Origin of the sequence: Vreelandella lutescens (assembly GCF_014640815.1) — a bacterium.
GTDB classification, from domain to species: domain Bacteria; phylum Pseudomonadota; class Gammaproteobacteria; order Pseudomonadales; family Halomonadaceae; genus Vreelandella; species Vreelandella lutescens.
Map to the genome: position 1 here is coordinate 1 of NZ_BMHM01000004.1, position 26,876 is coordinate 26,876.

The window sequence follows — 26,876 nt, forward strand, 5'->3', positions numbered from 1 at the left end:
CTCTTTCACCGCTGGTAACGCTTGGCGTCCCCGGCAGCGGATGCGTACTTTACGGATTCGCGGCCGGGTTGGCAAGAGCTAATTATCAAATAGTCGAAAAAAGTCTCTGCTTCTTTATTTGCCCTTTTCTATAGAGCAATGGAAACCGCTTCGGCACGTCTAGTTTGGCGGTTACACTTAGCACTCTATATAGCTGCCACCTTCACCCACGCCCACCAAAGATGAGGTCCATGATGAGCCAGCACCTATTAACTGTCGATTCATTAAGCCGCGAGAGCGTTGATCACTTGTTACGCGTGGCGGCACGCATGGAGCCGATTGCTAGCCGCCGCCAAGTCACGCGGGTGTTGGAAGGTGCAGTGTTGGGTAACCTGTTTTTTGAAGCGAGCACTCGCACACGAGTGAGCTTTAATGCCGCATTCTGCCGACTGGGGGGAAGCGTGTGCGACACCACAGGCTTTACCTTCTCTTCCATGGCCAAAGGCGAGTCGCTTTACGACACCAGCCGTGTAATGAGCGGCTACTGCGATGCGATTGTGATGCGTCACCCAGACCAAGGTTCGGTAGCCGAGTTCGCCGCTGCCACCTATGTGCCCGTCATCAATGGTGGCGATGGCCCAGGCGAGCACCCAAGCCAGGCACTGCTGGACCTTTATACGATTGATAAGGAGTTTCAGCGGTTAGGCAAACGCTTAAGCGGGGCGCATATTCTGCTGACCGGTGATTTGAAATACGGTCGCACGGTGCATTCGCTGATTAAGCTGCTGTCACTCTATGACCCGCTGCGCATTACGCTGGTGTCGCCACCAGGGCTGGAGATGCCTGCTTACTTAATTGATCTAGTGGCTTCTCGCGGGCACCGCATTGAGCAACGCGACTCATTGGCCAGTGACTTTGCCGATTTGGATGTGGTGTACACCACCCGCATTCAGAAAGAGCGCTTTACGGATGAAATGAACGAGAGTTTCCAGGGGCTTTCCGACGACTTTATGGTCAACCGTGATTTTCTTGACCAGCGCTGTAGCCAAAGCACGATTGTAATGCACCCGCTTCCCCGCGATAGCCGCCCAGGCGCTAATGATTTGAACGTCGATTTGAACGGCGACCCGAGGCTGGCGATTTTCCGCCAAACCGATAATGGTATCCCCATGCGGATGGCGATTTTTGCCACACTGCTAAAAGTGGATGACCTGATTGAGAAAGACCTGCGCCCAGTCCGCTGGTTCGTGCCCTCCCAAACCGGCACCCTCGACCGTTAATACGGCAGTGGATTAGTAGGCGCTCCGCCCGCCGGGAAGGCCTTCCTGGTGGGCGAACCAACCTTCCAAAATTAACACTGCGGCGATACCGTCTACGCTCTCTTCTCGGTAGTTACCTCGGTGGCCCGCCGTGTGGGCAATCCGCTTGGCTTCTTGAGTCGAGCCACGCTCATCGACCATCTCACAGGGTTTGCCGTAGCGGCCATGCAGGCGATTGCCGAACTTACGCGCCCGGGTACTCATGAGCGACTCAGTCCCGTCCATATTGAGCGGCAGGCCAACGACAAACAGGTCTGGCTGCCACTCTTCAATAAGGCGTGTGACCACGTTCCAGTCAGGGATGCCGTCACGCGCGGGCAGCGGCATCAGCTCCCGGGCACTGTGAAGCAGCTCGTTACCCACCGCAACGCCAATGCGCCGCGTTCCAAAATCGAACGCCAAGATCAGGCGCTGCCCGTTATCTGCCATGCCACTTACGCCCCATCCAACCGCACGCTTATGCATGCCCCGCGTTGCGCGTCATTAGGTTTAAATCAACCCCGAGAATCCCCGCAGCGGCCGTAAGGCGCTCGGCTGGGGGCGTATCAAACAGCACGCTGCTTTGGCCCTCTACCGTTAGCCAGGCGTTCTCTTTCAGCTCATCCTCTAACTGCCCCACTTCCCAGCCTGCGCAGCCTAAGCACACCAGAAAGTGCTCGGGGCCAGTGCCATCCGCCAGCGCTTGGAGAATATCCATGGAGGTAGTGAGCGCAATGCCATCTTCCACCTGTACGCTGGAGTCCCACGCTTGGCTGTCACCCACGTGAAGAATGAAGCCGCGATCTTTATGCATAGGGCCGCCGTAATAGACCGGTGCATTGCGGTGGGGGCTGTCGTCACCGCCGAGAGAGAGCTGCTCGAACAGGGCGTCCAGGGTAATTTCCAGGGGCCGGTTGGCAATCACGCCCATGCAACCATTGTGATCATGGTCACAAAGATAAATCAGGCTGCCCGCAAAATTAGGATCTTCTAGGTGGGGCATCGCCATTAAAAAATGGTGTTTTAAGCTTTGCATGCGTCTCCTACGGCTTGCCGATAACTCGGCAAGCCTCGCGTCATTTGGCGAGTAGAACGTTCACTGATTAGGCCAAGCGACGTTCGATAGCGTCTAACAGCATTCCGGAAATATCGGTGCCGCGCTGATCGTCGATCTCACGGACACAGGTGGGGCTGGTGACGTTGATCTCGGTAATGTAGTCACCGATGACATCCAAGCCCACGAACATCAGCCCTTTCTCGCGAATCATCGGCTGCACTTGTTGAATCAGCCAATGGTCGCGCTCGGTCAATTCGCGGCTCACACCGCGACCGCCTGCGGCCAGATTGCCGCGGGTTTCGCCCGCCGAAGGGATTCGCGCCAGGCCAAACGGCACCGGCTCACCATCGACCAAGAGAATCCGCGTATCGCCATCCTTGATTTCCGGCAGGTAGCGCTGAGCCATGATTTGGCGCTGGCCACGCAGCGTCAGTTGCTCAATCACCGCACCAATATTGCGGCCATCGGGGCCGATATGAAAAATGCCCGTGCCGCCCATGCCGTCGAGCGGCTTGAAAATCACATCGCCATGCTCGGCATGAAAGGCACGCAGTACATCATCGCGGCTCGCCACAACCGTCGGCGCGCAGCACTGGGGAAACTGCTGGGCAAAGAGCTTTTCATTACACTGCAACAGCGCAGCGGTAGGGTTTACCACCAGCACGCCCTCGCGCTCGGCAAAGCCCAGCAGATGCACCGCGTTAATAAACTCCGCATCCACCGGCGGGTCTTTACGCATCAGCACCACATCCAGCTCGGCCAACGGGCGCTGGGTAGCCTCGCCCAGGTCGTACCAGTGATCTGGGTTACGGTGCACGGTGAGTGGACGCATCCGCGCGTAGGCCTTACCCGCCTGTAAGAATAGGTCGTCCTGCTCCATATAGTGCAGCGTATAACCGCGCTCTTGAGCGGCCCACAGCATGGCCAGGGTAGTGTCTTTCTTGTACGCGATGTCGCTGATGGGATCCATCACCACACCGAGATGCAACGTTGATTGGCTCATCGAAATACAGTCCATGGAGGATCAATAGGTCATCAGTATGCCGCACTGCTTGCACGGCTCCAACCACAGCGGTAAGGAGCTACTCGGTATCTGGTGGTGTCATCGCACCCGGCACGAGCCTAATGGCATCAGGCGCAAGGGTAATCAGCTGCTGCTTATAAAGGCGGCCAATGGCTTGTTTAAAAGCGCTCTTGCTAACGCCTAATCGGGTCTTAATATCATGGGCCGAACTTTTATCGCCCAACGGCAGATAGCCGCCGCTTTCACGCAGCGCTTTCAGCACTTTGTCCCCCACCACATCCAGACGTGCCGCGCCCGGCGGTAGCAGTGAAATATCCACGCGGCCATCCTCGCGGCGCTGCTTCACAAAGCCTTTCAGCGACTGACCACGGCGCAGAGGCTGGGTAATATCGTCTTGGTAGATCAGCCCCCAGTAGCGGTGATTGACCACTACTTTCATGCCTAAGTCCGTGCGGTCGGCTACCACCACATCGACTTCGTCGCCCTTCTCTAGCGCCCAGGCGTCGTCCGTCAAAAAACGGTCAAGACGCATGGTAGCGACCGGCCGCCCCTGGTCATCGCTATACAGCATCACCAATACCCGTTTACCGGGGTCGGGGCGAAAGCGCTGCTCGCTATAGGGCAGCAGCACGTCTTTGGGCTGCCCCCAACGCAAAAAGGCTCCGGTACTGTTCACCGCCGTCACGGTTAAATAGGCCACATCGCCCAGTTGGGCAGACGCATCGCTGGCGGATCGGGGGGTTGAGTGTGACTCACGGACCATGGGTGCCGTCCTTACAAGAAGTAGATCTTCATTATGGTACCTTGCCTAAGCAAGGCAAAGCAGCGTCGAATGACGCCAGCGCTGGGTACAAAAAAACCGCTGCCGCAGCAAACACGGCAGCGGTTTGATAGTAAGCGCTTACAAATCGCCGAAGTGGTGCTGCAGAAGCGTTAGCGCAACAACAGGAGCCGTTTCAGTGCGCAGTACCCGTGGCCCCAGCGTTAATGGCGTAAAGTGGCTGGCGATAGCGGCCTGAATATCCGTATCGCTTAAGCCACCCTCTGGGCCAATCAACAGCGCGGCGGACGTGGGCCGCTCTGGCTGAGCAAAGCCGTTACCTGTCGCTAAGTGCAGCATCAAGCGCAGCGGCTCTTGGCGCTCGGCCAGCCACTCACCTAACGCCTGCGGGGGGTGAACAGGAGGCACCACTGCCCGGCCGCTCTGTTCGCAGGCACTGGCCGCCACGGCCTGCCAGTGCGCCAGCTTTTTCTCTTCGCGGTCGCCTTTCAAACGCACATCGCCCCGCTCGGTATACAGCGGGGTAATCGCCGCCACACCTAGCTCGACGGCTTTCTGAATGGCGTAATCCATGCGGTCGCCCTTGGAAATCGCTTGCCCAAGATGCACTGATAGCGGCGACTCACCGCTACCTGACCACACCGCCTCAACGGTGACAGAGGTGTGCTTACGCCCCACCTCCGCCAGCCGAACGCCCGCCTCTTGGCCTGCGCCATCAAACAAGATCAGCGGCGCGCCTTCGCCCATGCGCAGCACGCGGGTAACGTGCTTAGCAGGGCCCTCAGGTAGCGTTAAGATAGCGCCCGCTGACAACTCAGCAGGCACATAGAGGCGCGGCATTTTGCCGTGTAGCGCGATCCAACCAGCGGCGTTTAGCGAACCCGACATAGCTTAGTGCGTGTTCTCAGCCGCTTGGCTTGCCTGCTGCGCTTCGCGCTGCTTGCGCTGGGCGTACATGGCTTCGAAGTTAACCGGAGCCAGCATCAGCGGCGGGAAACCGCCACGGTTGACTAGGTTGTCAACGCACTCACGGGCGTACGGGAACAGCAGGTTAGGGCAGAACGCACCCAGCGTTTGCTCAAGCTGTGCACCTTCGATGCCTGAAATATGGAACAGGCCCGCCTGCTCGACTTCTGCCAAAAACGAGGTGGTGCCGGTTTCGCTGTCGTTGACCTGCGCGGTCACTTTGACGACCACTTCGTACTGGTCGTCGGCCACTTTCTGGCTGGTGGTGTTCAGGTCCAGATTCACCTTCGGCTTGAACGCCTGCTTGAACACAGAAGGAGAGTTCGGCGCTTCAAAGGAAATGTCTTTCACGTAAATACGCTGTAAAGAGAATTTCAGCTGGGGCTTTTCGCCTTCTGCGGCACCTGCCTGCGGGGTGTTGTTATCTTCCGCCATGGGATACTCCTAATTGTTCATCCAATAAAAATATGCGCAGCTGCGCAGCTACTTATGCTCTCGTTTACTTCTTAACCAACGGAAGACCATCGGCCTGCCACTGCATCATGCCGCCGCGCAGCTTCATCGCCCGTTCAAAGCCCGCTTTTTCCAGCTTTGCCTGGGCAGCGCCCGAACTTTGGCCATGCTTGCAGACCACAATGATCGGCTGGGCTTTCACTTTATCCAGCTCGTTCATGCGGCTATCAAGGCTGCTTTGGGGAATGTTGCGAGCGCCAGCGATATGTCCGGCTTTGAAGTCTTTGCTTTCACGAATATCCAGCACCACCGCGTCTTCGCGGTTGATGAGCTGAGTGGCCTGAGTAGAGGACACCGCATTCGAGGCGGCGCTACGCGTTTCATAAACAATCCACGCTATGAGCACTAGCAAAAATGCCCCCACGAGGAGGGGGTGGTTCATTACGAATTCGAACAGCTGATCGATCATCGCGAACACAATCTCTTGGTCTATGCAGAAAAAAGCGGCCTAACCGCCCTCAGAAACGCGACAAGTATACACGTCACAGGGCATACCGCGCAGGCCATGACGCCCGACGGCTGCCTGCGTTATGATGCCCCAAGCGCGCGCCTGTCGCGACCCCGATTATCAGGTGTTGTCTGAAAACTGGCTGAGCCGCCCTCACCAGCGTTTCAAACTGCACCTCACGTCGCTTGGCTGACTCACAAACGAGGGAATTTTCAATGACAACATCTGCACCGCGCCCCGTCGCGCTGATCATCCTAGACGGCTACGGTCACAACCCCGATAACGCTCACAACGCCGTGGCTGCGGCCAACACCCCGGTGATGGACGCACTGTGGGCCAACCGCCCCCACTCCTTTGTGCATACCGATGGCCGCCATGTGGGTCTACCTGACGGGCAAATGGGCAACTCTGAAGTGGGCCATATGAACCTGGGTGCCGGGCGCATCGTTTACCAGGACTTCACCCGCATCACCAAAGCGGTTGAAGATGGTGACCTGGATACCAACGAGGTGCTCACCAAGCCCATCGACGAAGCCGTTGCCAATGGCCGCGCCGTACACTTATTGGGCTTGCTCTCCCCTGGCGGCGTCCACAGCCACGAAGATCACTTTATTGCCATGGCTGAACTCGCGGCGCGTCGCGGTGCCCAGCGCATCTACGTGCACGCCTTTCTAGATGGCCGAGATATGCCGCCGCAAAGCGCGCTGGCGTCTATCGAGCGCGCCAACGCCCGCCTTTCCGAACTGGTCGGTGCCGATAACGGTTTCGTGGCTTCCATCATTGGCCGCTTCTTCGCCATGGACCGCGACAACCGCTGGGAGCGCGTTGAACAAGCCTACCGCCTGCTCACCGACGGCCACGCCGATTACACCGCCACCAGCGCGGAAAGCGGCTTGCGGGATGCCTACCAGCGCGGCGAAACCGACGAATTCGTGGCGGCGACCAGCGTACCGGTCAACGGTAACGCCATTACGTTACAAGATGGCGACGCAGCGATTTTCCTGAACTTCCGCTCCGACCGCGCTCGTGAGCTGACCCGCGCCTTCATCGAGGCAGACTTCACCGGCTTTGAGCGCCGTGCGCGCCCCACGCTTGCCGGTGATGGTTTGGTCATGATGACGCGTTACGCAGCGGACATCGCCGCGCCAGCCGCGTTTCCGCCCACCGACCTCACCGACACCCTCGGCGAAGTGGTCGCCAAGCGCGGCCTCACCCAGCTGCGGATTGCCGAAACAGAGAAGTATCCCCACGTGACCTTCTTCTTCTCCGGCGGTAACGAAGATGAGTACGAAGGTGAAGAGCGCATCCTGGTGCCCTCCCCCCGCGACGTAAAAACCTACGACGAAAAGCCGGAAATGAGCGCCTATGAGATTACCGACAAGCTCGTGGAAGCCATTGATAGTGGCCGTTTCGATCTCATGGTGTGCAACTACGCCAATGGCGATATGGTCGGCCACACCGGGGATTTCGACGCTGCCGTGAAAGCGATTGAGACCGTCGACATCTGCGTTGGCCGCGTGGTGGAAGCCATTGAGCGTGCAGGCGGCGCTTGCCTGATTACCGCCGACCACGGCAATGCTGAGCAGATGGTGCACCCTGAAACAGGTGAGCCGCAGACGGCCCACACCACCTTTGTGGTGCCGCTAGTGTACGTTGGCGAGCGGGCCGCTCAGCTCGAAGATGGCCGCCTGTGCGACCTTGCCCCCACGCTGCTGACCATGATGAATCAGCCACAGCCTGATGCCATGACCGGAACACCGCTGCTGCGCTTCGAGTAATGCAGACCTGGCAACGGCTGGCCTTGGTGGCCTTACTGACCTTGAGCGTTTCACAAGCCGCCTTGGCGCAGCAGGATGAACGTGGCGCACGAGAGCAGCTAGACGCCCTCGGCCAAGAAATTGACGCCATGGCCGAGCGGCTAAGCGCCACGGATCAAGCACGTGACAGTGCCCAGCGTGAGCTGCGCGAGGTGGAAACAGAGCTGGCCCAGACCCACCAGCGGCTGGACCAGCTACAGGCCGAGCGACGCCAACTCGCTGATGAAACCTCTCAGCTACGCCAGCACCGCGAGCGCTTAGAGGGGGAACGCGATGCCCAGTACGCCGCGCTCGGTCAGCAGCTTGCCGCGCTTTACCGGCTGGGGCCAACGCCCCAGCTTAAGCTGCTGCTCAACCAAAGCGATCCCGCTGAACTTGACCGCATGCAGGCTTATTTAAACCGGCTTACCCAAGCGCGCCAGCAGCGCTTGACCGATATCGCCCGGCTGGATACAGCGCTTGCGGATACCGAACTGGCGCTCGCTGAGCGGCAAACTCGCCTGGACACACTAGCCGACGAGCTAGAAACGCAAAGCGCGCTGCTCGCCGAACGCACCGAAGAGCGCCGTGGCGTGGTGACGACGCTAGACGACCGCTACGGCAGTGAAGCTGATCGCTTGGCAGATCTTAACCAAAGCCGTGAACAGGCCGAGCAGCAGCTAAGAGCCATTCAAGCCGAGCTGGCGCGATTAGCAGAACCCACGCCCACCACGCACATCACCCGCACTCAAGGCGATTTGCCCTGGCCGGTGCAGGGTGCGATCACGGCAAGTTTTCAGCGCCAAGATGGCGTGCACTACAACGGGATTGTGATTCAGGCAGGCGCAGGGACAGCGGTAACAGCGGTTCACTCCGGCCGTGTGGTCTTCGCTGACTGGATGCGCGGGTTCGGTAACTTATTAATTATCGACCATGGCGACCAGATCATGACGCTCCACGCCCATTTACAACAGTTCAGCGCCCGCCCTGGCCAGCAGGTCAACCGTGGCGATGAGATTGGCCGAATAGGCAACACTGGGGGCCAAGCAAGCCCAGCGCTTTACTTTGAGGTGCGCCGTGGTGGCGAACCAATTAATCCGCAACGTTGGATTGCACGACGTTGACGGGATAAGCTGATAGCTCTCTTTATTTCATTCTCTTTGTGATGAACGTCTCAACCCGTGCAGCGACGCCCAACGCTGCCTTTCGCCTAGCGGAGTCCGCATGACGCTATCTGTTACCGAGGTATCGGCCCCTGCCAAGCGTTTTTTGGCTACCCTGCTTCCGCTCGCGCTGCTAGCTGCTCCGCTCCCCTTAGCGGCCCAACCGGCGAACAGCGTTGCCGACGACCTGCCACTGGAAGAGATCCAAACCTTCGCTGAGGTGTTCGAGCGTATTAAGCGCGGCTACGTGGAAGAGGTCGATGACCGCACGCTACTGCGTAACGCTATGCGCGGCATGCTGAGCGAGCTAGACCCCCACTCCGCTTATTTAGACGAAGACGAGTACCAGAGTCTTCGAGAGTCAACACAAGGTGAGTTCGGCGGTATCGGCATTGAAGTCGGTAACCAGAATGGTCAACTGATGGTTGTGACGCCGATTGATGACACGCCCGCCTCGCGGGCAGGCCTGCTGTCTCAGGATATTATCATCGCTATCGACGGCACCCCCACCGACAGTCTGTCGTTACAAGAAGCAGTGAACCTCATGCGTGGCGAGCCTGGTACCGCGCTTCGCCTCACCATTTTGCGCTCAGGCGAAGAGTCACCCCGTGAGTTCACATTGAACCGTGAAGTCATTCGTAGCGAGAGCGTAAAACACGAGACGCTTGAGCCTGGCTATGGCTATTTACGTATCAGCCAATTTCAGTCTCGGACCCCCGAACAGGCACGCCGTGCCATAGAGCGCATGGCCCGTGAACAGCCCTTGGAGGGTTTGATTCTAGATCTACGTAACAACCCCGGTGGCGTGCTTCAAGCGGCGGTTGGTGTAGCGGATCTGTTTTTAGATGAAGGATTAATCGTCTATACCGAAGGCCGCCTCTCGGATACCGAGATGTCGTTCTCTGCCTCACCCGACACCCCCGCGGCCGACGTACCGCTGGTCGTCTTAATCAACAGCGGCAGTGCCTCCGCCGCTGAAATTGTCGCGGGTGCGCTACAAGACCAGCGCCGAGGCGTCATTATGGGCACAGAGAGCTTCGGGAAAGGCTCAGTGCAGCAGATTATGCCGCTGGGCAATGGCGAAGGCTTGAAGCTCACTACCGCTCTTTACTTCACGCCCAACGGTCGCTCTATTCAAGCGCAGGGCATTGAACCCGATGTTGAAGTGGTACGCGGCCGACTGGAGGTGGCTGAAGGGCGGCGTGAAGTGCGTGAGGCCGACCTAGATGGCCACTTAGGTAGCCAAAGCGACCTACCGCCAGCACGAGCAGCCATGTCCCAGCGGCTGCGTGACGATTATCAGCTTAGCGAAGCGCTGAACCTCCTGAAGGCGCTGAACGTGGTGGATCGTCGCCGCGGCTAGCGACACGACGCAGGCAGGCGGCCTCGCTCACCGGTCGCTTGCCGCATCACCACACGCTTAAGCGGTACTAACTGGTTCATGCCACTCATACCGAGATTGCGCGCCAGCGTAAACACAGGTTGATGGCTACCAAACAGCACTTTAAACCCCTTCATTAAGCCCAGCATGGCACTGTTATCCAAGCGCCGACGACGCTCATAGCGACTCAGCGTGGCAAGGCTGCCCCAAGGGGCACCTCGATGCCATGCCACTACTACTTCTTCGGCTAACACCGCTGCATCCATCAAACCGAGATTGACGCCCTGGCCTGCCAGCGGGTGAATACTGTGGGCGGCATCGCCTACTAAAGCGAAGTTGGGCTGCACATACTGCTTGGCATGGCGCTGCACCAGCGGAAACCGGTAGGCTTTATCCACAGGGATGATATGCCCCAAGCGGCCCCCGAAAGCTGCGCCAAGCGCCTGGCCCAGCGCCTCAGTCGAGCACGCGGTCAGTTCACGCGCGTGCGCAGGCGTCGTTGACCATACAATAGAGCAGTAGCGGTCATCCCCGTTCACGGTTAACGGTAAAAATGCTAACGGGCACCCATCGATAAAGGCTTGCCGAGCAGTGTCATTGTGAGACTGTTCACAGCGCACCGTGGTGACAACGGCCTCTTGCTCCATCGACTCTTCAGCCACAGCGATACCCGCCAGCTCCCGCAAAGCAGAGCGTGCGCCATCAGCAGCGATGACCAGCGGCGTTTGCAGCTGGCGGCCATCATCCAGCACCAACCAGCGGCTAGTAGACGTAGTTTGCAGGGCCGACACGCTCACGCTATCCAGACGTGTCAGCGTCGGCTGTTTGTGCACTTGCGCGTTTAACGCGGCCAGTGTCACATCGTTTTCTACGATATGGCCCAGCACAGGAGTGCCTGCCTCATCTGCCGAGAAGTGAATATGACCACTGCCCTCAGCATCCCACACCTGCATATACCGGTAAGGCGTTACCCTTGCCGCGGCTATGGCGGGCCATGCGCCCAAATGCGTGAGCAGCCGTTGGGACACTGGGGTCAGCGCGCTGACGCGGGGCGCGGGAATCTCGCCAGCGACTTCGTCCAGGCGCAGTGGCGATGCCTTGGCTTCCACCAGCGCCACCTGCATCCCCGCCTCTGCCAGTAGCCCAGCCAGCGCAGTGCCTACCATGCCCGCGCCAACAATCACCGCGTCGAACTGCGCGACGGGAGGCTTAGCTGCTTCTGATTGCGTTGTCATAACACTCCTTCGGTGGTGGCCTTCGCTGGTTGAGAGCGATAGCTGCGCATCAGCGCTCAAGCCCCATGGCACGGCGCGCTAAACCGCGGCGCAGCGGGCCGATCAAATTAAGGCCGATTAAGCCGGCACCGCGGGCGTGGGGCAACAGTGGCAATGAGTAACCAAACAGGCGCACCAAACCGTCGCTAAAACGGATCACGTTGGCACGGTCTTGCGAGCGACGGCGCTCAAAGGCCTGCAGGGTATGCATATCACCTAATGAGCGCTGCTGCTGAGCGCCCAGAGACAGCGCTTCGATGAGATCCATCACCGAACGCAGCGCCAAATTAAACCCTTGGCCCGCCACCGGATGCAACGCGTGGGCGGCATTTCCCAGCACCGCTAAGCCAGGGCGCACGGGCTCTTCTGCGGTGACCAGTGACAGCGGATAACTGAAGCGCTGGCCAACGCGGGTGAACCGCCCAACACGGTCACCAAACGCCTGTTGCAGCTGGCTCAGAAAGGCATGATCCGATAGCGATAATCGTGCCTGCTCGCTACCGCTGGCATGCGTCCAGACCAGCTCCATGGCCTGGCCCGGCAGCGGCAGCAGCGCGATAGGCCCCTCGGAGGTAAAGCGCTCATAAGCAATACCTTGATGGGGCTGGCTAATGCCCACATGGGCAATGACCGCCGTTTGCTCATAGGAGTGACGGCGGCTGGCGATCCCCAATTGCTCCTTCAGCCCCGAGCGCCCGCCATCAGCCAAAATGGTCAACGCTGCCGTTAGCTCGCTGCCATCGGAAAGCTGCAAATGATGGCCGCTAGCCGTGGGTGTTAACTGTGCCACCGTGGCGGGGCAGTGCCACTCAATGGGTAATTGCTGCAGCTTCTGATGCAACACGCGCCCCATCCAGGCATTGGGTATCACGTGTCCCAAGGCAGCGACGCCTAGCTCTTGCGCATCAAGGCGAGTCGCTCCCAAACGGCCTCGCTCGCTGATATGAATACGGTTGATCGGTGTGGCCTCGGCCTGCATCGCTTCCCACACGCCTAGCTGACGAAAGCGCTGAGCAGAACCCTCGGCAATGGCGCTGGCGCGGGCATCAAAGCTTGGCTGCCAAGTGGCTTCCTGGTCGTCTTGCGGCAGCGCGTTGGCTTCGACAATGGCCACTCGCCAGCCGTAGCGCTCGATTAATGGTGCCAATGCACAGCCCAAGCTGGCACCTACCAGCCCACCGCCCACAATCACGATGTCGTGGCTGGGCGACTGCTTCTGTGCAGGCGTTACCTGTTCAGACCGATGCATTGACCTCTCCTCTGTTTATAACGGGCTATCAAACCTAACCGTAATTTCGTAACGTAGTTTACATAACCACTATCTAGCGAAAAATTTCTGGTTATTTATTAGCCATTAACTGCTCAATTTCTGCGATTTGCTTAGGCACACTTTCGGTCAGTACTTCATGCCCCTGCTGGGTGACGACCACGTTATCCTCAATACGAATGCCAATACCGCGATAGGCAGTGGGAATATCGTCTTCATCAGGGATATAGAGCCCAGGCTCAACGGTGAGCACCATACCGGGAGCTAGCTGGCGGGGAGTGGCTTCATCCAGGCGGTAGGTGCCCACATCATGAACGTCCAGCCCCAGCCAGTGAGAGGTCGAGTGAAGGTAAAACCGGCGATAGCTTTCATCATCAATCCGCGCCTGAACATCACCTTCTAAAAGCCCCAGCCCAATCAGGCCAGCCGTCAGGTCATGCACCACGCCCTGGTGGATATCCGCTAGCGTAGCACCAGGCGCAATGGCCTCAACAGCACGTATCTGAGCGTCTAACACGACTTGGTAGAGCGCTCGCTGGGCGTCATTAAAGCGCCCGCTCACCGGGAAGGTACGGGTGATGTCGCCGGCGTAGAGGTCAAACTCGGCGCCAGCGTCAATCAGTACCAGCGTGTCCTCCTCCAGCACATCACTGTTCTCAATATAGTGCAGCACGCAGGCATTGGCGCCGCCGCCCACAATCGTGCTGTAGGCAGGCCCGCTAGCGCCTTGCCACACAAAGGTGTGCTCCAGTTCAGCCTGCAGCTGGTACTCACTTAGCCCGGCTTGGCAGGTGCGCATAGCACGTACGTGGGCCTGGGCTGAAATGGCCGCTGCATGGCGCAGCAAAGCTATTTCAGCAGGGCTTTTGATCAGGCGCATGTCGTGAATCAAGGGGCGGCTATCCAGCCAGCCTTTCAGGGCGGGCTTGCCCCGGCGCATGCCCGCTTGAGCATGGGCAAGCGCTTCTTCAGCCATGCTGACCGCTTCAGGGTTATCCAGCGGCGCATAGAGAAGCTCGCGACCATCCAGCAGCTCCATGAGAAGGGCGTCACGCTCGGCATTCTCGAACGCCTGGTCGATACCGTGCAGGCTGACAACGCCATCGGCACCTAACCGCCTTCCGGTCCAGGCCTCCATGGTGGGGTCTCGGTCTTGGCAGAACACCACGCTTTGACCCCCTGCGCGGCTTGGCAACAGAACTAGCAGCGCGTCAGGCTCTTGAATGCCGGTTAAGTAGTAAAAGTCGCTCTGCTGGCGGAAGGGGTATTCGCTGTCGTGAGAGCGGGTGACGAGCGACGCCCCCGGCACCAGCAGCGCAGCATGGTTCGGCAACTGCGCCATAAGCGCCTCTCGGCGCTGACGATACTCGTCTGCGGAAATGGCAGCGGGGCGAGGCAGTGGCGTGGGCATAACGGCTCCTATGCAGACGTGATTAATGAACGGGGGCGTCGGTTTGCTCAACCTGAGGCTTGCCGGGGTGCTGTTCGGTGTAAAGCAGCATGGCCGCCATGCGGGCATGTTCGGTTAAGGCAAACAGGTCGTTCTCGTTTTCCGTGCTGTCGTCGATGTCGGTCTCCATCTGGCCCAGGCCTTCCAAGTCATCAATCGCTTCTTTCAGCGTTTGCGACCAGCGCTCCCGCAGGGTGTCATCGGCCACTTCCTCCACCACCTCCATAAAGCCTAGCGTCCACTCTTTAAGGCCTTGAGCCTGCTCTGCCAGTGAAAACAGCTCATCAGGCAGCAAGGGGGCATAGTTCAAGTCGCTGGCACTCAATGCCTCTAGCGTTTGGCGACGCCAACCTAGCAGGCGCTCAGCGCTTGCCGGGTCACGAGGCTGTTCGACACCCAGGCTCAAGCAAACTTCTTCCAGCCATGCTTCAGCGGTCACATCGCGTAGCGCTAATAAGCCACACAGGCGACCATCTAAAAAGGCGGGGGACTGCATGCTACCGTGCAATAAAAATACATCCGCTACGTCAGAAAAGTCCTGGCGCTCGTCAATCAATGACATGTTTCATGCTCGCTTTATACAGTGTGAAGATAAGACCACGAGGATAGGCGGGCGAGCCTGCGCGTTGACCCCACACAAGCGGCTCTCTTATAGTGAACGCCGTCTATCCTTCCTATGTAGTGATGTTAACGCATTGGGCCCCTTGCTGGCCCGTGCTGGAGCCATTGATGAGTAACGCAAAGCGGCCAACGAAAGAGATTACCCTGCTGGGTCGCAGCTATATGATTGCCTGCGACACAGGCGAAGAAGCCCAGCTTGAACGCGCTGCTCGCTATTTGGATCGCGCCATGCACGGCATTCATGCCCAGAGCAGCGTGCTGGGCAGCGAGCGAATCGCCATTATGGCGGCGCTCAATATTACCCACGAACTGCTGGAAGCGCTGGATGAGCATCGCGCGGGGGAAGCCAATCTCAGCCGTTTAAATGATCGGCTTGAGCGGGCGCTGATGGGCACCCGGCCGCGCAAAGAGCCTTAAACTGCCAAACATCTGCAACCGATACTTTGGCATTAGCAACGGCTCTGTTAGGATAGCGATGTTCTCTGGGGTGTACGCCAGTCGTTATAGTCCCTCGAGCCTATGCGCAGTACCCAGGGGGCCAAATGCTAGCCAGACCCGTGTGCATGTCCGTGCGTCGGAAAGCCTGACGGTTTGGCTGCGGCCACCCACCTGAACCAGTAGGTTCAGGGCCAGAACGACAGCGGCATTCTGGGGAACACTTTGTGATGACCTTCCGCGAGATGACTCCTACCTCACCTAGCGACAAGACAGCCATTCGGCGCGAATTGAAACGCCGCCGCCGTATACTCTCCGCCGAGCAGCAAAAGCAGGCCGCCCTGGCACTCTGCCAGCGTTTGCGCAAGCTTCCGGAAATCTGTCGCGCCAGACGCATCAGCCTTTATCTGCCGGTCAACGGTGAGATCGACCCAACGCCGTTAATTCCTTGGCTGCGCCAGCGCCGGGTGGCGATCTACTTGCCTGTTTTACGCCCTTTTAGCGATAACAGCCTCTGGTTTGTGGCCTACGGCGATACCACGCCCATGGTCAAAAACCGCTTTGGCATTGCCGAGCCCTGCCCGCGCTTTGCTGCCCAGCGCCGCAACCGGCTGCCCGCGTGGGCGCTGGATACGCTGATGGTGCCGCTGGTGGGGTTTGATCAGCACGCAAACCGGATGGGTATGGGAGGTGGCTTTTATGACCGTAGCCTGGCCTTTATGCGCCGCCCCGGGCCCGCGCCCACGCTGATTGGCGTGGCACACGCTTGCCAGCAGGTGGACACCCTACCTATTGAGCCCTGGGATATTCCGCTTAATGCGGTGGTCAGCGACACTGGCGTCGTTCGACCAACAAAAACGGGCTGATCAGAATGATCAGCCCGTTTTATGTGTTCACCTAGCAGGTGCAGCGTTAATGCTTAGAGCGCTGTTGTTAACCGTTGGTTAACTCCCCGACAGCGCCTGTGCATATCCAGTGGCCAATACACCCAGTAAAAACACCACGGTTAACGCCATCACCATATCAGGCTTTCTACGCCGCATGCCTCTTCTCCAACGTCTTTCGCAGTTGCCAAATGCCCTTTGTGCGTCACCAAGTTTTCATTTTGGGAAGATGACACACCTCATTAATTTCGGTCACGACTATAGGGCCATAAGGGGCTCAATGACAACTGCTAATAGCACTATTTTAGCCTCTTTATTAAACGTTTTAGCCGCCTCACTTTGCCTAGCTGCTCTGGAATGCGCAGTTAGTGAACACTTACATAACGTTACGCCATAAAGAGTCGGTAAGCGGGGTTGTCACTCTCCTGCCAATAGCGGTAACCAATGGCGTCTAGATACTCCGTGACGTGGGTGCGATCTTCACTGGGCACCTGCATCCCCACCAGTACGCGACCATAGGCAGCGCCATGGTTGCGGTAATGAAACAACGAAATATTCCAGTCATGCGGTAGTTGCGTTAAGAAGTTCATCAACGCACCCGGGCGCTCTGGAAACTCAAACCGATAAAGCTCTTCTTCAAAACGCTCGCTAGGGCGGCCGCCGCTTAAATGACGAATATGCAGTTTAGCCAACTCGTTATCGGTTAAATCCTCTACTTGATAACCACCTTCCCGTAGCTTTTCAATCACCGCCTGACGATCTTCGCCGCCGGGCTTTACTTGAACGCCGACAAAAATATGCGCTTCGCTATCATCGGCGTAGCGGTAACTAAACTCTGTCACCATACGCTTACCTAATGTGCGACAGAACTTTTTAAAGCTCCCCGGCTTTTCAGCAATCGTGACCGCTAAAATGGCTTCCCTCTGCTCGCCAAGCTCCGTGCGCTCGGCAATATGCTGCAAACGGTCGAAGTTCGTGTTCGCGCCTGAATTAATACAGATGAGCGTTTGTCCTTCAGCCCCGGTTTGCTGAACGTATTTTTTAAGGCCCGCCAATGACAGTGCCCCCGACGTTTCTGCCACCGCGCGGGTATCTTCAAAAATATCTTTCACCGCGGCGCACATCTCATCGGTATTAACGGTGATCACATCATCGATCAAATCACGCACCAGCGAGAACGGCACCTCACCAATTTGCGCGACCGCCACACCCTCTGCAAACACGCCCACCTGGTCCAGCACCACGCGCTCACCGGCTTCTAACGCGGCTTTCAGGCAAGCGCTATCCTCCGCTTCTACGCCAATAATTTTGATATCTGGACGTAGATACTTCACATAAGCAGCGACCCCGGCAATCAGCCCGCCGCCGCCTACGGGGATGAAAATCGCATCTAAGCGACCGCTGTGCTGGCGCAGAATCTCGACGCCAATAGTGCCTTGGCCCGCGACCACGTCGATATCATCAAACGGAGGGATATAGGTGTAGCCGTGCTCTTTAATCAGCTCCTGCGCATGCTCAGCGGCGGCGGCAAAAGCATCGCCTTTCAAAATCACTTTTGCACCACGGGCCCGTACCGCTTGGACTTTGATATCCGGCGTAATGCGTGGCATCACAATCACGGCTTTAACCCCCATCAGCTTGGCCGCCATAGCCAATCCCTGGGCGTGGTTGCCTGCCGAGGCGGCGATCACCCCTTTGGCTTTCTGCTCTTCCGTTAGCTGAGCCATTTTGTTGTAGGCCCCGCGAATTTTGAACGAAAACACAGGCTGCAGATCTTCGCGCTTAATCAAAATCTGGTTGTTGAAACGACGCGACAAAAAGGGAGCGGGGGAAATAGGCGTCTCACAAGCGGCTTCATAAACGCGAGCTTGGAGGATCTTTTTGACGGTTGCTTCGAGCATGCTGAAATCCCAGAAAAATGACGTGACCCTGACGGGTGCGAGCAAAACCTTTATTGGTAGCAGATTACGGCTGGCAACGTCTAGCGGCGTTGCCATCGGCAGTCGGCGCTTAGGTCGTTATACTAAGGGCGACTGCCTTTCCTAATACTGGACCCCATCATGACACAAGATGAACTGAAAGCGGCGGTAGCCGACGCTGCCATTAACGAGATTACGCCCCACCTTGAAAAAGACACCGTTTTGGGCATCGGCACCGGCTCTACGGCTAACCTGTTTATCGACCGTTTAGGCCCGCTACGCGACCAATTTAAAGGTGCCGTGGCCAGCTCAGAAGCGAGCGCCGAGCGCCTTCAAAAGTTAGGCATTGAGGTATTTGAGCTGAACCAAGTGGGGAATGTTCCTTTTTACATCGATGGTGCAGACGAAGTAAATGCTCACTTACACATGATTAAAGGCGGTGGTGCTGCGCTAACACGAGAAAAAATCGTCGCCGCTTGCGCCAAGCACTTCATCTGTATCGCCGATGGCTCTAAATACGTGGCACAGTTGGGTCACTTTCCCCTCCCCGTGGAAGTGATTCCCATGGCACGCTCCTACGTTGCGCGCGAGCTGGTCAAGCTAGGGGCCGAGCCGGTGTATCGCCAAGGGGTGGTGACCGATAACGGTAACCATATTATCGACTGCTTTAACTTTATGATTGATGACCCGGTCGCGATGGAAGCGCGTATTAACAGTATCGTGGGCGTTGTGACCAACGGGCTATTTGCCGCCCGTGGTGCCGATGTACTGTTGCTAGGCAAGGCGGATGGCGTCGAACGCACAGCGCTACGCTAACCGTATAATATTCTTTCGCTTTAAGGGCCAGCCCAGTGCTGGCCCTGTCATTTGTCTGACGGGTTACGCTTACCTCATATCCCCCGGTTTAGAAGAAGCCTCTTTTCTTGAGGAGAAATATCAGCCTCCCGCTCCTTGTATCTGAATGTAATTCAATTAAACATTAAGATACATTCTGTTTCAAATCATGAATTCTTAGCAACTCGCTATGGCCTGCTTTGAGCCTCACGGGAGAAAGACCATGCTAACGTATCCACATCAGGTATTGGTGACTGGCGGAGCGGGTTTTATTGGCTCCCATACCGTTGAGCGACTGCTGCAGGAAAATTTTCGCGTCAGGGTATTAGATAACCTTTCCACGGGTCGTTTAAGCAATCTCCCCACCCACCCGCTGCTAGACGTTGTCATCGGTGATATTCGCAGCGTCGATGACGTTCAAGCCGCCATGAAGGGCGTAACACACTGCCTGCATTTAGCAGCACAGGTGTCTGTTACAAGCTCTGTTGAGGACCCTGTGGGTTCCGCCACTCATAATATTTTGGGTGCGCTGAACGTAATGCATGCGGCTTCCATGGCCCGTGTTCATAAGCTCGTCTATGCCTCTTCTGCAGCGGTGTATGGCATTCCTGCTCAGTTACCACTATCAGAAGAGGCTACGCTTCAGCCCTTATCACCCTACGGTTTAGAGAAGTGGGTGGATGAGCGCTATGCGGCTCTGCTGGGCAGCCTGCATGGGCTACCCAGCTTAGGGCTACGCTATTTTAATGTGTATGGCCCCCGTCAAGACCCTAACTCTCCGTATGCGGGCGTGATTGCGCGCTTTCTCGACAGGCTGCTTAGCCTTCAGCCCCCCTTAGTGTTCGGGGATGGCCTGCAGTCGCGTGATTTTGTTTATGTCGGCGACATCGCTCGAGCCAACGTGGCCGCTCTATTGAGCCCTCGATGCGGCGTATGCAACGTCGCGACGGGCCAGCAGATTGATTTGCTTGGCTTGATCGATTTGCTGGGTCAACTCACCCACTGCCATTTGGCCCCTCAACACCTGCCCGCCAAAGCAGAAGATATCCGTGACTCGTGTGGTAACAACCAGCGGTTATCCGAATGGTTAACCATCGAGCCCAAGTGGACCTTGGCAGAAGGTTTAAGTGAGCTGATTCGTTATGTAAGCCCTACACACGACTACGTTAATGAGCCTACTCGCTTAAACGCTTAGCAGACCCCCTTCTTCACCTTCTTTTAAAACGATAGGTGGCACCGATGGCTAAGCTTTTTATATGTACGCTAGCATGGCTGTTCTTCGGGCTTGGCTGCACCGCTGTTTACGCAAACGCTCCCAACCAACAGCCTAGCGTTGCGTTTTATTACGGTAACGAGCCCCCTGTTGAGCTGCTGTCTCAGTTTGACTGGATTGTGGTCGAGGCCGCTAATGTCGACAGCACCGAGCAGCGCCTGCTAGCACAGCATGGGGGGCAACCGTTTGCGTATGTCAGCATCGGTGAACTCGACGCATGGCGGGGTGCTACCACCTCGCTGCCCGCTGCTGCGCTCGTCACTTCTAACACCGCCTGGAATAGCCAGGTGGCGGATCTAACACACCCAGCATGGCGCACATACCTGCTTGAAGAGCACATCCGCCCGCTGTGGGAAGCAGGCTATCGTGGCCTGTTTCTGGATACGTTAGACAGCTATCGCTTATTTGCACCCGATGGCCCAGCCGCCGAGCGTCAGCAGGCCGCGCTGGTAGACATTATTCATTCCATTAAGCAGCAGCTTCCTGAGATGCAGCTGCTGCTCAACCGTGGCTTTGAAGTCCTTGAGCAGGTGCATGGAGAGATTGTTGGCGTGGCCGCAGAGTCGCTTTACCGGGGATGGAATCCGACCACCCAGGTATACGGGGCAGTCCCCGACAGCGATCAAGCCTGGCTTTACCCGCAGTTAGCCCGTGTGCGCGATCAGTATCAGTTACCAGCCATCGCGATTGATTATGTGCCCGCTAATAACCGTGAGCTTGCCAGAGATACCGCGCAACGCATCCATGCAGAGGGCTTCATTCCCTGGGTGAGTGTGCCGCAGCTTAATCAAATGGGCGTGGGCCTGATTGAACCAATTCCACGCAGAGTGTTGATTTTGTTTGATAAATCAACAACAGAAGCGGGGGAGCTAGCGTATACCAACGCGCACCGCTACCTCGCGATGCCACTGGAATACTTAGGTTATGGCGCAGAGTACCTGGATGTTAACGGTCCACTGCCTAGCGACCTGCTTCATGGCCGCTACGCTGGCGTCGTGACATGGTTTAACGAGCCGCTGACGAATGCGAGCCATTACAGCGCTTGGTTACAGCATCAAATGGAGCATGGCTTACGGGCTGCCATTGTTGGCTTACCGGGGGTGCCGATTTCCGGAGCGCTAGGCCGCTTGATGGGATTACGTGAAGTCTATGGCATTGCTTCTCAGGGTCTGACCGTGGTGAATCATGATGACGTGGCTAACTTTGAAGGCATGCCACTCTCACCGCCCACGCCGCAAACCAGTTATGAAGTGGTAGGCAGTGGCTTAACCGCCCACCTCACTCTCCGTGACAACACTGGCCGCCACTTTGCACCGATTGTCACCGGTGCTTGGGGAGGTTTGGCCAGCTACCCATGGGTTGTCGAAGAGGCGAACGAGTATCAAAAACGCTGGAACCTTGACCCCTTTGCCTTTTTACAGCGCGCCTTAGCACTGCCCGATATTCCCGTGCCCGACGCCACGACAGAGAATGGCGCTCGGTACTGGATGACCCAAATTGATGGCGACGCCTTTGTCAGTCGTGCCGACCTGCCGGGTACTCCCTTTACCGGCGAATTGATGCTGTCCGATATTCTCATGCGCTATCAAGTGCCTACCACGGTATCGATCATTGAGGGTGAAATAGGCCCAGAAGGCCTCTATCCCCAGTACCGCTCGGTATTAGAACCGCTCGCACGACGCATCTTTGCCCTGCCTTGGGTAGAGGTAGCGACCCATACTTTCAGCCACCCCTTTGAGTGGGAAAATCTCAACGAAAACGACCTGGCTGGCCAGGGAACCACCACGGCAGGCTTTAACTACAACATGCCGATCCCTAACTACCGGTTTTCATTACGTCGAGAAATCGAGGGCTCTGCCAACTATATCAACCGCGCGCTCGCACCTGCCGGAAAGCCCGTCAGCGTCGTGCTCTGGACAGGCAACGCGTTGCCACCGGAAGAAGCCTTGGCCATTGCCGACGAGCTCGGTCTTCGCAATATCAATGGCGGCAATACCAGCGTGACGCACAGTAACCCCACCATGACCCGGGTGTATCCGATGCTGCGGCCTGTGGGGCGCTATCTACAGGTCTACGCGCCGCAGATTAATGAAAACGTCTACACCAATAACATGTTGGGCCCGCTCTGGGGCTATCGGCGCGCGATTGAAACCTATCAGATTACCGACCAGCCTCGCCGCTTAAAGCCCATCGATATCTACTACCACTTCTACTCGGCCGCTAGCCCCGGTGCGTTACGGGCACTGCACCAAGTGTACGAGTACGTGCTGACCCAAGAGACACTGCCGGTATACACCAGCACCTGGAGCGATGTAGCTACTCAGTGGTACCACACAGGGGTGGCTCGCCACCTGGACGGCAGCTGGATGATTCAGGGTACCCATCACATGCGTACGCTGCGTCTGCCGACATCGCTTGGCTGGCCCGATCTACAGCGCTCAACCAATGTGGCGGGTGTCCGCGAGATTGCGTCAGGCCGCTATGTGGCGCTCTCAGGCGCAAACGACGCCCAGCTGTATCTCACTCCTCATGCCCCGCAAACACCGCACTTGCGCTATGCCAACGGACGCATTGATACATGGCAGCACCTCTCTCCAGGCAACATCACGCTCTCCTTGGCAGCTGAGCAAGTGCCTCTGCAGGCGGAGCTTGCTGCCACTCAGGGCTGTCAGGTCTCAGCACCAAATGCGCGCCTAGAGCAACGCGGCACCAGTACCTTCCTACACTATGGCAGCGCTCGCGGTGAGCGTATTGAGGTGCGCTGTGCTAACCGATAAGCCCACCCCCACGGTTCGTAAGGCGGTGGTGCTGCCCGCCCGGCGGCTCATTCGGCCGCTCACGCTACGCCTCATTGCAGCCGTCGTGGCCTTGATACTGGTGCTGCTTTTTCCCGCGCATCACCTGCTCACGCTAGAAAACAGCGACAGCATGCCCAGCCGGATATCGATCCTTTACTCCCAGGCGCTGCTAAACGCCAACCCTGGCAATATCGAGCTGCGTATCAGCCTCGCCAACAAGCTGTTTCAGGTGGGCGAGTTTGCGCTCGCAAAAGCGACCCTGGAGCCGCTACATGACAGCCGCAATATCGCGGTGCAGTGGCTGAGGCTCAGCATCGAGTGGCAATTGCTGGCCGCGATCCCCTCTGATCATCCTGAACGGCAGAGCGCCGTGCAGCACTTTCAGCAATGGCTGCTGACGTTTCAACGTCATGCAGCCCTGCCCTCGGCTTATTTGGAAACCATGGCCGCGTATTGGCTAGCCACAGAGCACCCCGTGTATGCAGCCACCTTATATGAACGTTTAGGGGAGCAGGATCTGGAGCGTCAATATCACTGGCTCTCTCTGGCAGGCCATTGGTGGCTGAGAGCCGGACACCCAGACCGCTCCGCCGCGGCTTGGCATCGCGCCTACCAAGTGGCGGAAACCTCTGTGGTCACACTGGGCTGGCTAGGCTGGCTGGTGAGCCCTGCCTACGCACAAACGGATGCAGCATCGCCAGAGTCTCCCCGTCGGGCTGCCGCGCTAGAAGCGCTGCGCTCAGCGCAGCAAAGCCAAGACGATGACGGCGTTGGCTACGCTCGTGAGTACCTCAGCGTGTTTCCAAGAGACCCTGAGCTGCTGGATCTGGGCATTCGGTTAGCGCTTTCCCACGGCCAGCCTCAGCAGGCGCTAGCGTGGTCGCAGCGGCTCATCGACGTACAGCCCAACACTGCAACGCTAGAGCGACATGTCACCATCGCGCTGGGGCTTAACGAACTCGCCACCGCGTTGGAAGCACTCGCACTTCTGCGCCAACGCCACCCAGAGCAACCCCGCTATCTAGAGCAGCTAGCGCAAACGCAGCAGTGGTCAGGGGATGCGGCAGGGGCCATGCAGAGTGCCCAAGCGCTGGCGAGGCTGACCGGCGAAGAGCGCCATGACCGGTGGGTGGTAGCGCTGGCGCTTAGCGTGCGTGACCGGGGCGTGGCCCTACAGGCACTTACCCGATTAGAGAACAATGGCTCGATCACCCTGGAAGATCGTCAGCTCTGGGCAGACCTGTTGGAACAGCTGGGGGACCCGGATGCCGCCATCGCCCGCATTCAATCCTGGCAAGCGGCGGGTATCCGCGACCAGTCGCTGGCCATTCGCGCCGCCACATGGCTTGAGCAAACCGGACGCCTGGACGAAGCAGGCGAGGCCTGGGCGGCCATCAATGCCCAGTACGGTGCTCAGCCTGCGTTTGTTCAGGCACAGAGCAACGTATTGGCACAAACCTGGCAATTGGATAGCGCACTCGATGTTCTTGCCAACGCCCAACCCGCTGCCCACGGCACAGCCACCGGATACTGGCAACAGCGGGCTGCCTTGGCGTGGCAGCTAGGTGACAGCGCGGCAAGCCTGGAAGCCTATACCGCCCTGTTTGAACAGGGGGCACTCGATGCAGACGGCACCTCTCGCCTTATCCAGACCGCCGCCGATCAGCAACGGTTTGACCTGGCGATGCGGGTGTCGGAGCAGCGGTGGACACAAGCGAGAGATGGCGATGCCCTAATCCAAATGCTGTACCTCGCCCAGCGTGAGCGCCAGCCAGCGCTGACACAAACGTTACTGGCCATGGCCGACCAAGCGCCCGAGCAGTTTGCGCAGTCTCCCGACTACTGGGGAGCCGTCGCACAGCAAGCGTTGCTCCAGCGTGCCCCAGACGAGGCCATGGCGGCCTATCAACGCGCCCTGGAATTATCGCCTGACGACCCAAGCCTGCAAGCAGGCATGCTTTACGCCCTCGCCGCGGCTGGTGAGGCGGACGTGCTGCGCCAGCGCCTTGCAGAGTGGCAGCCCACCGCTTCCAATACGCCCGCCATGATGAGCGCGATGGCAGAGGGCCATCGCTATTTAGGCAATTTGGATCAAGCCCTGATGTGGTACGCCTTGGCCAGCGAGGCCCGCGTGCTGGATGACTGGCAGCAGCTGTATTACGCCGATGCGCTGGACCAAAGCGGCCAGCATAACGTTGCCTTTACCCGCCGCATCGCCGCACTTGGCAAGCTCTCTCCTGGGCTGATAAAAGACCTCGACACACCGCTGAGCAGTGAGCAACGCCGTGAACAGACCCAAGCCATGGCACTGGTCGCCCAGCGTCAGGGCCCAGACAGCGTGCGTGGCTGGTATCACCATATCGTCGCTGACGCGTTTGCCACAACGCCCGTGCAAGCCAGTGATAGCGAGTGGTTATTCGACGCCAACATCGCCCTGCAGCGTCCGCTACATGCCCGCTATGTGCTGCTGCGCGCCCAGGCACTCGGCTACCCCAGCCCGCCATGGCAAGTGCTCGCCGTGGCCATGGAAAAAAATGATCGCGATACGCTAAAACAGCTGCTGGAGAGTGATCTAGGCCGCACGCTTTCAACCACCGACCGGCTGGCTATTATGCGCCAGCTTGACCGCCGCCAAGATGCCCGTGCGCTGGCCGAAACGCTTACCCATGCAGGGGAAGACCATCGCCAAGACCTTGTAGAGCTCGCCCAGGAAATGCCCCATCGGCTATCCAGCAGCGCTTCCTATCAACGCCTGGGAGAGCTGGAGATTGCCGAGCAAGAAGCCGTTTACCAACTCAGCGGCGAGCGCTTTTGGGGCCAGCTAACGCTGGTACAGCGCCAGTTGGATGCGCCTGCTAATGACGTTGATAGCAGCGGCATCACCAATGAGCGCGGTGCCGAATTAACCCTGGGCAGGAATGGCCCCAGGCTCGATACCACGCTTCACGTCGGCCAGCTACAAACGGACCGGGTCAACCGCACCTATGGCAGCGCAACGCAGCGCTGGCAGGCCACGTCGCGCCTTGCCGGCACGCTGTATGGGGAGATCAGCCAAACCTCAGAGATCAACGAGCGTCTTCGGTTACTGGCCATTGAAGATCGCCTGGGAGCCCAGCTGGAGTGGACGCCCACCGCTCGCGACACCCTGACCCTCAACGCCAGCCATATCGACCTGCGCAGCCGAGAAACCCGCGCAAGCCTGGGGGATGGCTACCGCGTCGATGCCGCGTGGCGCCATGCGCTGATCAAAGGGGCAACGCGGCAGTTAGAGATCAGCCTGCTCGCCAACCACGCCGACTACCGTGTCAACGACCCTTTGCCTAACGATATTCAGCGGCGGCTTACAGCGGGCACCCAAGCCACCGATTTGCTCACCAACAGCAGCAGCTTTATGGGCGTGGGCGTCTCACTGCGGCGCGGCGACCCGTACGCCACTTCGCCACAGCTGGCTTCCCCCATGCTGGAAATCGGACTAGAGGCAGGCTACCGGCTGCCCGATAACGATATTGGCGTGAATGCCCGTGTTGCCGTTGGCAGCCGCCTGTTTGGTAACGATGCGATCAGCTTGCAGTTAGAAGCGGATCAAGGGTCTGGCAGCGAAGGTGACACCAATCTGGGTGTATCGCTGACCTATCACTACTTCCTAGGGCACTAGCCATGTCACAGGTCACTCAACGGCCATGCCGTTACTCCACCCACTGCTTGCGGCGCCGCT

Annotated in this window: 22 protein-coding genes and 1 other RNA gene; 11 read left to right on the top strand and 12 right to left on the bottom strand. The window is 58.1% G+C overall.

Annotation, left to right across the window (positions count from 1 at the left end; all coding sequences use genetic code 11):
* Nucleotides 1-233: 233 nt before the first annotated feature.
* Nucleotides 234-1,259, top strand: coding sequence for an aspartate carbamoyltransferase (locus IEW65_RS10645; RefSeq protein ID WP_188639901.1), 1,026 nt, complete (start codon nucleotides 234-236; stop codon nucleotides 1,257-1,259).
* 12 nt (nucleotides 1,260-1,271) lie between these two features.
* Here IEW65_RS10645 and ruvX read toward each other — a convergent pair whose 3' ends face one another.
* The 7 genes from ruvX to IEW65_RS10680 all read right to left on the bottom strand — a co-directional run bounded on the left by ruvX (nucleotide 1,272) and on the right by IEW65_RS10680 (nucleotide 6,027).
* On the bottom strand, nucleotides 1,272-1,727 hold the full coding sequence (gene ruvX, locus IEW65_RS10650; RefSeq protein WP_188639474.1) for a Holliday junction resolvase RuvX: 456 nt from the start codon (nucleotides 1,725-1,727) through the stop codon (nucleotides 1,272-1,274).
* A gap of 28 nt (nucleotides 1,728-1,755) precedes the next feature.
* Complete coding sequence (locus tag IEW65_RS10655; RefSeq protein ID WP_188639475.1) at nucleotides 1,756-2,313, bottom strand: YqgE/AlgH family protein; 558 nt, start codon at nucleotides 2,311-2,313, stop codon at nucleotides 1,756-1,758.
* A 67-nt stretch (nucleotides 2,314-2,380) separates the two neighbouring features.
* Entirely contained in the window at nucleotides 2,381-3,337 is a 957-nt protein-coding gene (gene gshB / locus IEW65_RS10660) for a glutathione synthase (protein ID WP_188639476.1), read from the bottom strand.
* A gap of 79 nt (nucleotides 3,338-3,416) precedes the next feature.
* Nucleotides 3,417-4,121, bottom strand: a complete 705-nt coding sequence (locus IEW65_RS10665) for a CvfB family protein (RefSeq protein WP_188639477.1) — start codon at nucleotides 4,119-4,121, stop codon at nucleotides 3,417-3,419.
* A gap of 138 nt (nucleotides 4,122-4,259) precedes the next feature.
* Nucleotides 4,260-5,027: a 16S rRNA (uracil(1498)-N(3))-methyltransferase gene (locus tag IEW65_RS10670; protein WP_188639478.1), complete on the bottom strand. Its 768-nt coding sequence runs from the start codon at nucleotides 5,025-5,027 to the stop codon at nucleotides 4,260-4,262.
* A 3-nt stretch (nucleotides 5,028-5,030) separates the two neighbouring features.
* Nucleotides 5,031-5,540: a protein-export chaperone SecB gene (secB, locus tag IEW65_RS10675; protein WP_188639479.1), complete on the bottom strand. Its 510-nt coding sequence runs from the start codon at nucleotides 5,538-5,540 to the stop codon at nucleotides 5,031-5,033.
* Nucleotides 5,541-5,604: 64 nt separating this feature from the next.
* Nucleotides 5,605-6,027, bottom strand: coding sequence for a rhodanese-like domain-containing protein (locus IEW65_RS10680; RefSeq protein WP_188639480.1), 423 nt, complete (start codon nucleotides 6,025-6,027; stop codon nucleotides 5,605-5,607).
* A gap of 254 nt (nucleotides 6,028-6,281) precedes the next feature.
* On the opposite strand from IEW65_RS10680, the gene gpmI reads away from it, so the two are divergent.
* The 3 genes from gpmI to IEW65_RS10695 all read left to right on the top strand — a co-directional run bounded on the left by gpmI (nucleotide 6,282) and on the right by IEW65_RS10695 (nucleotide 10,388).
* Nucleotides 6,282-7,844: a 2,3-bisphosphoglycerate-independent phosphoglycerate mutase gene (gpmI, locus tag IEW65_RS10685; protein WP_188639481.1), complete on the top strand. Its 1,563-nt coding sequence runs from the start codon at nucleotides 6,282-6,284 to the stop codon at nucleotides 7,842-7,844.
* The gene (locus IEW65_RS10690) at nucleotides 7,844-8,986 is read left to right on the top strand and encodes a murein hydrolase activator EnvC family protein (RefSeq protein ID WP_188639482.1); all 1,143 of its coding nucleotides are present in this window, start codon (nucleotides 7,844-7,846) and stop codon (nucleotides 8,984-8,986) included. Before gpmI ends, IEW65_RS10690 begins: the two co-directional genes overlap by 1 nt.
* Before the next feature lie 100 nt (nucleotides 8,987-9,086).
* Nucleotides 9,087-10,388, top strand: coding sequence for a S41 family peptidase (locus tag IEW65_RS10695; RefSeq protein ID WP_188639483.1), 1,302 nt, complete (start codon nucleotides 9,087-9,089; stop codon nucleotides 10,386-10,388).
* On the opposite strand, the gene IEW65_RS10700 is transcribed toward IEW65_RS10695, so the two are convergent.
* The 4 genes from IEW65_RS10700 to IEW65_RS10715 form a co-directional block, all read right to left on the bottom strand.
* The gene (locus IEW65_RS10700) at nucleotides 10,385-11,641 is read right to left on the bottom strand and encodes a UbiH/UbiF/VisC/COQ6 family ubiquinone biosynthesis hydroxylase (RefSeq protein ID WP_188639484.1); all 1,257 of its coding nucleotides are present in this window, start codon (nucleotides 11,639-11,641) and stop codon (nucleotides 10,385-10,387) included. The genes IEW65_RS10695 and IEW65_RS10700 overlap by 4 nt on opposite strands.
* Before the next feature lie 49 nt (nucleotides 11,642-11,690).
* Nucleotides 11,691-12,929 (bottom strand): 2-octaprenyl-6-methoxyphenyl hydroxylase, encoded by a 1,239-nt coding sequence (gene ubiH / locus IEW65_RS10705; protein ID WP_188639485.1) that lies wholly within the window; start codon nucleotides 12,927-12,929, stop codon nucleotides 11,691-11,693.
* 91 nt (nucleotides 12,930-13,020) lie between these two features.
* Nucleotides 13,021-14,358, bottom strand: coding sequence for a Xaa-Pro aminopeptidase (gene pepP / locus IEW65_RS10710; protein WP_188639486.1), 1,338 nt, complete (start codon nucleotides 14,356-14,358; stop codon nucleotides 13,021-13,023).
* Between the two features lie 22 nt (nucleotides 14,359-14,380).
* Entirely contained in the window at nucleotides 14,381-14,959 is a 579-nt protein-coding gene (locus IEW65_RS10715) for a UPF0149 family protein (RefSeq protein WP_188639487.1), read from the bottom strand.
* Nucleotides 14,960-15,126: 167 nt separating this feature from the next.
* On the opposite strand from IEW65_RS10715, the gene IEW65_RS10720 reads away from it, so the two are divergent.
* The 3 genes from IEW65_RS10720 to IEW65_RS10730 all read left to right on the top strand — a co-directional run bounded on the left by IEW65_RS10720 (nucleotide 15,127) and on the right by IEW65_RS10730 (nucleotide 16,319).
* The gene (locus IEW65_RS10720; protein ID WP_188639488.1) at nucleotides 15,127-15,435 is read left to right on the top strand and encodes a cell division protein ZapA; all 309 of its coding nucleotides are present in this window, start codon (nucleotides 15,127-15,129) and stop codon (nucleotides 15,433-15,435) included.
* A gap of 59 nt (nucleotides 15,436-15,494) precedes the next feature.
* Nucleotides 15,495-15,677: non-coding RNA, 6S RNA (gene ssrS, locus IEW65_RS10725), on the top strand.
* Between the two features lie 6 nt (nucleotides 15,678-15,683).
* Complete coding sequence (locus IEW65_RS10730) at nucleotides 15,684-16,319, top strand: 5-formyltetrahydrofolate cyclo-ligase (RefSeq protein WP_229755563.1); 636 nt, start codon at nucleotides 15,684-15,686, stop codon at nucleotides 16,317-16,319.
* Nucleotides 16,320-16,723: 404 nt separating this feature from the next.
* Here the strand turns inward: IEW65_RS10730 and ilvA are convergent, their stop codons facing one another.
* A complete protein-coding gene (ilvA, locus tag IEW65_RS10735; protein WP_188639489.1) occupies nucleotides 16,724-18,238 on the bottom strand; it encodes a threonine ammonia-lyase, biosynthetic in 1,515 nt (504 codons plus the stop codon).
* Between the two features lie 159 nt (nucleotides 18,239-18,397).
* Here ilvA and rpiA point away from each other — a divergent pair, with 159 nt between their 5' ends.
* The 4 genes from rpiA to IEW65_RS10755 all read left to right on the top strand — a co-directional run bounded on the left by rpiA (nucleotide 18,398) and on the right by IEW65_RS10755 (nucleotide 26,816).
* The gene (gene rpiA, locus IEW65_RS10740) at nucleotides 18,398-19,072 is read left to right on the top strand and encodes a ribose-5-phosphate isomerase RpiA (protein WP_188639490.1); all 675 of its coding nucleotides are present in this window, start codon (nucleotides 18,398-18,400) and stop codon (nucleotides 19,070-19,072) included.
* Nucleotides 19,073-19,313: 241 nt separating this feature from the next.
* Nucleotides 19,314-20,285 carry an NAD-dependent epimerase/dehydratase family protein gene (locus IEW65_RS10745; protein ID WP_188639491.1) on the top strand — a complete coding sequence of 324 codons (972 nt, stop codon included), beginning with the start codon at nucleotides 19,314-19,316 and terminating at the stop codon, nucleotides 20,283-20,285.
* A 44-nt stretch (nucleotides 20,286-20,329) separates the two neighbouring features.
* The gene (locus tag IEW65_RS10750) at nucleotides 20,330-23,140 is read left to right on the top strand and encodes a bifunctional glycoside hydrolase/polysaccharide deacetylase family protein (protein WP_188639492.1); all 2,811 of its coding nucleotides are present in this window, start codon (nucleotides 20,330-20,332) and stop codon (nucleotides 23,138-23,140) included.
* On the top strand, nucleotides 23,127-26,816 hold the full coding sequence (locus tag IEW65_RS10755) for a tetratricopeptide repeat protein (protein ID WP_188639493.1): 3,690 nt from the start codon (nucleotides 23,127-23,129) through the stop codon (nucleotides 26,814-26,816). Before IEW65_RS10750 ends, IEW65_RS10755 begins: the two co-directional genes overlap by 14 nt.
* Nucleotides 26,817-26,876: the final 60 nt, after the last annotated feature.

What these genes read in the sequence shown, in the direction of transcription:
- IEW65_RS10645 (WP_188639901.1), top strand. Translation starts at nt 234, where the DNA reads ATGAGCCAGCACCTATTAACTGTCGATTCATTAAGCCGCGAGAGCGTT.
- ruvX (WP_188639474.1), bottom strand. Translation starts at nt 1,727, where the DNA reads ATGGCAGATAACGGGCAGCGCCTGATCTTGGCGTTCGATTTTGGAACG.
- IEW65_RS10655 (WP_188639475.1), bottom strand. Translation starts at nt 2,313, where the DNA reads ATGCAAAGCTTAAAACACCATTTTTTAATGGCGATGCCCCACCTAGAA.
- gshB (WP_188639476.1), bottom strand. Translation starts at nt 3,337, where the DNA reads ATGAGCCAATCAACGTTGCATCTCGGTGTGGTGATGGATCCCATCAGC.
- IEW65_RS10665 (WP_188639477.1), bottom strand. Translation starts at nt 4,121, where the DNA reads ATGGTCCGTGAGTCACACTCAACCCCCCGATCCGCCAGCGATGCGTCT.
- IEW65_RS10670 (WP_188639478.1), bottom strand. Translation starts at nt 5,027, where the DNA reads ATGTCGGGTTCGCTAAACGCCGCTGGTTGGATCGCGCTACACGGCAAA.
- secB (WP_188639479.1), bottom strand. Translation starts at nt 5,540, where the DNA reads ATGGCGGAAGATAACAACACCCCGCAGGCAGGTGCCGCAGAAGGCGAA.
- IEW65_RS10680 (WP_188639480.1), bottom strand. Translation starts at nt 6,027, where the DNA reads ATGATCGATCAGCTGTTCGAATTCGTAATGAACCACCCCCTCCTCGTG.
- gpmI (WP_188639481.1), top strand. Translation starts at nt 6,282, where the DNA reads ATGACAACATCTGCACCGCGCCCCGTCGCGCTGATCATCCTAGACGGC.
- IEW65_RS10690 (WP_188639482.1), top strand. Translation starts at nt 7,844, where the DNA reads ATGCAGACCTGGCAACGGCTGGCCTTGGTGGCCTTACTGACCTTGAGC.
- IEW65_RS10695 (WP_188639483.1), top strand. Translation starts at nt 9,087, where the DNA reads ATGACGCTATCTGTTACCGAGGTATCGGCCCCTGCCAAGCGTTTTTTG.
- IEW65_RS10700 (WP_188639484.1), bottom strand. Translation starts at nt 11,641, where the DNA reads ATGACAACGCAATCAGAAGCAGCTAAGCCTCCCGTCGCGCAGTTCGAC.
- ubiH (WP_188639485.1), bottom strand. Translation starts at nt 12,929, where the DNA reads ATGCATCGGTCTGAACAGGTAACGCCTGCACAGAAGCAGTCGCCCAGC.
- pepP (WP_188639486.1), bottom strand. Translation starts at nt 14,358, where the DNA reads ATGCCCACGCCACTGCCTCGCCCCGCTGCCATTTCCGCAGACGAGTAT.
- IEW65_RS10715 (WP_188639487.1), bottom strand. Translation starts at nt 14,959, where the DNA reads ATGTCATTGATTGACGAGCGCCAGGACTTTTCTGACGTAGCGGATGTA.
- IEW65_RS10720 (WP_188639488.1), top strand. Translation starts at nt 15,127, where the DNA reads ATGAGTAACGCAAAGCGGCCAACGAAAGAGATTACCCTGCTGGGTCGC.
- IEW65_RS10730 (WP_229755563.1), top strand. Translation starts at nt 15,684, where the DNA reads ATGACCTTCCGCGAGATGACTCCTACCTCACCTAGCGACAAGACAGCC.
- ilvA (WP_188639489.1), bottom strand. Translation starts at nt 18,238, where the DNA reads ATGCTCGAAGCAACCGTCAAAAAGATCCTCCAAGCTCGCGTTTATGAA.
- rpiA (WP_188639490.1), top strand. Translation starts at nt 18,398, where the DNA reads ATGACACAAGATGAACTGAAAGCGGCGGTAGCCGACGCTGCCATTAAC.
- IEW65_RS10745 (WP_188639491.1), top strand. Translation starts at nt 19,314, where the DNA reads ATGCTAACGTATCCACATCAGGTATTGGTGACTGGCGGAGCGGGTTTT.
- IEW65_RS10750 (WP_188639492.1), top strand. Translation starts at nt 20,330, where the DNA reads ATGGCTAAGCTTTTTATATGTACGCTAGCATGGCTGTTCTTCGGGCTT.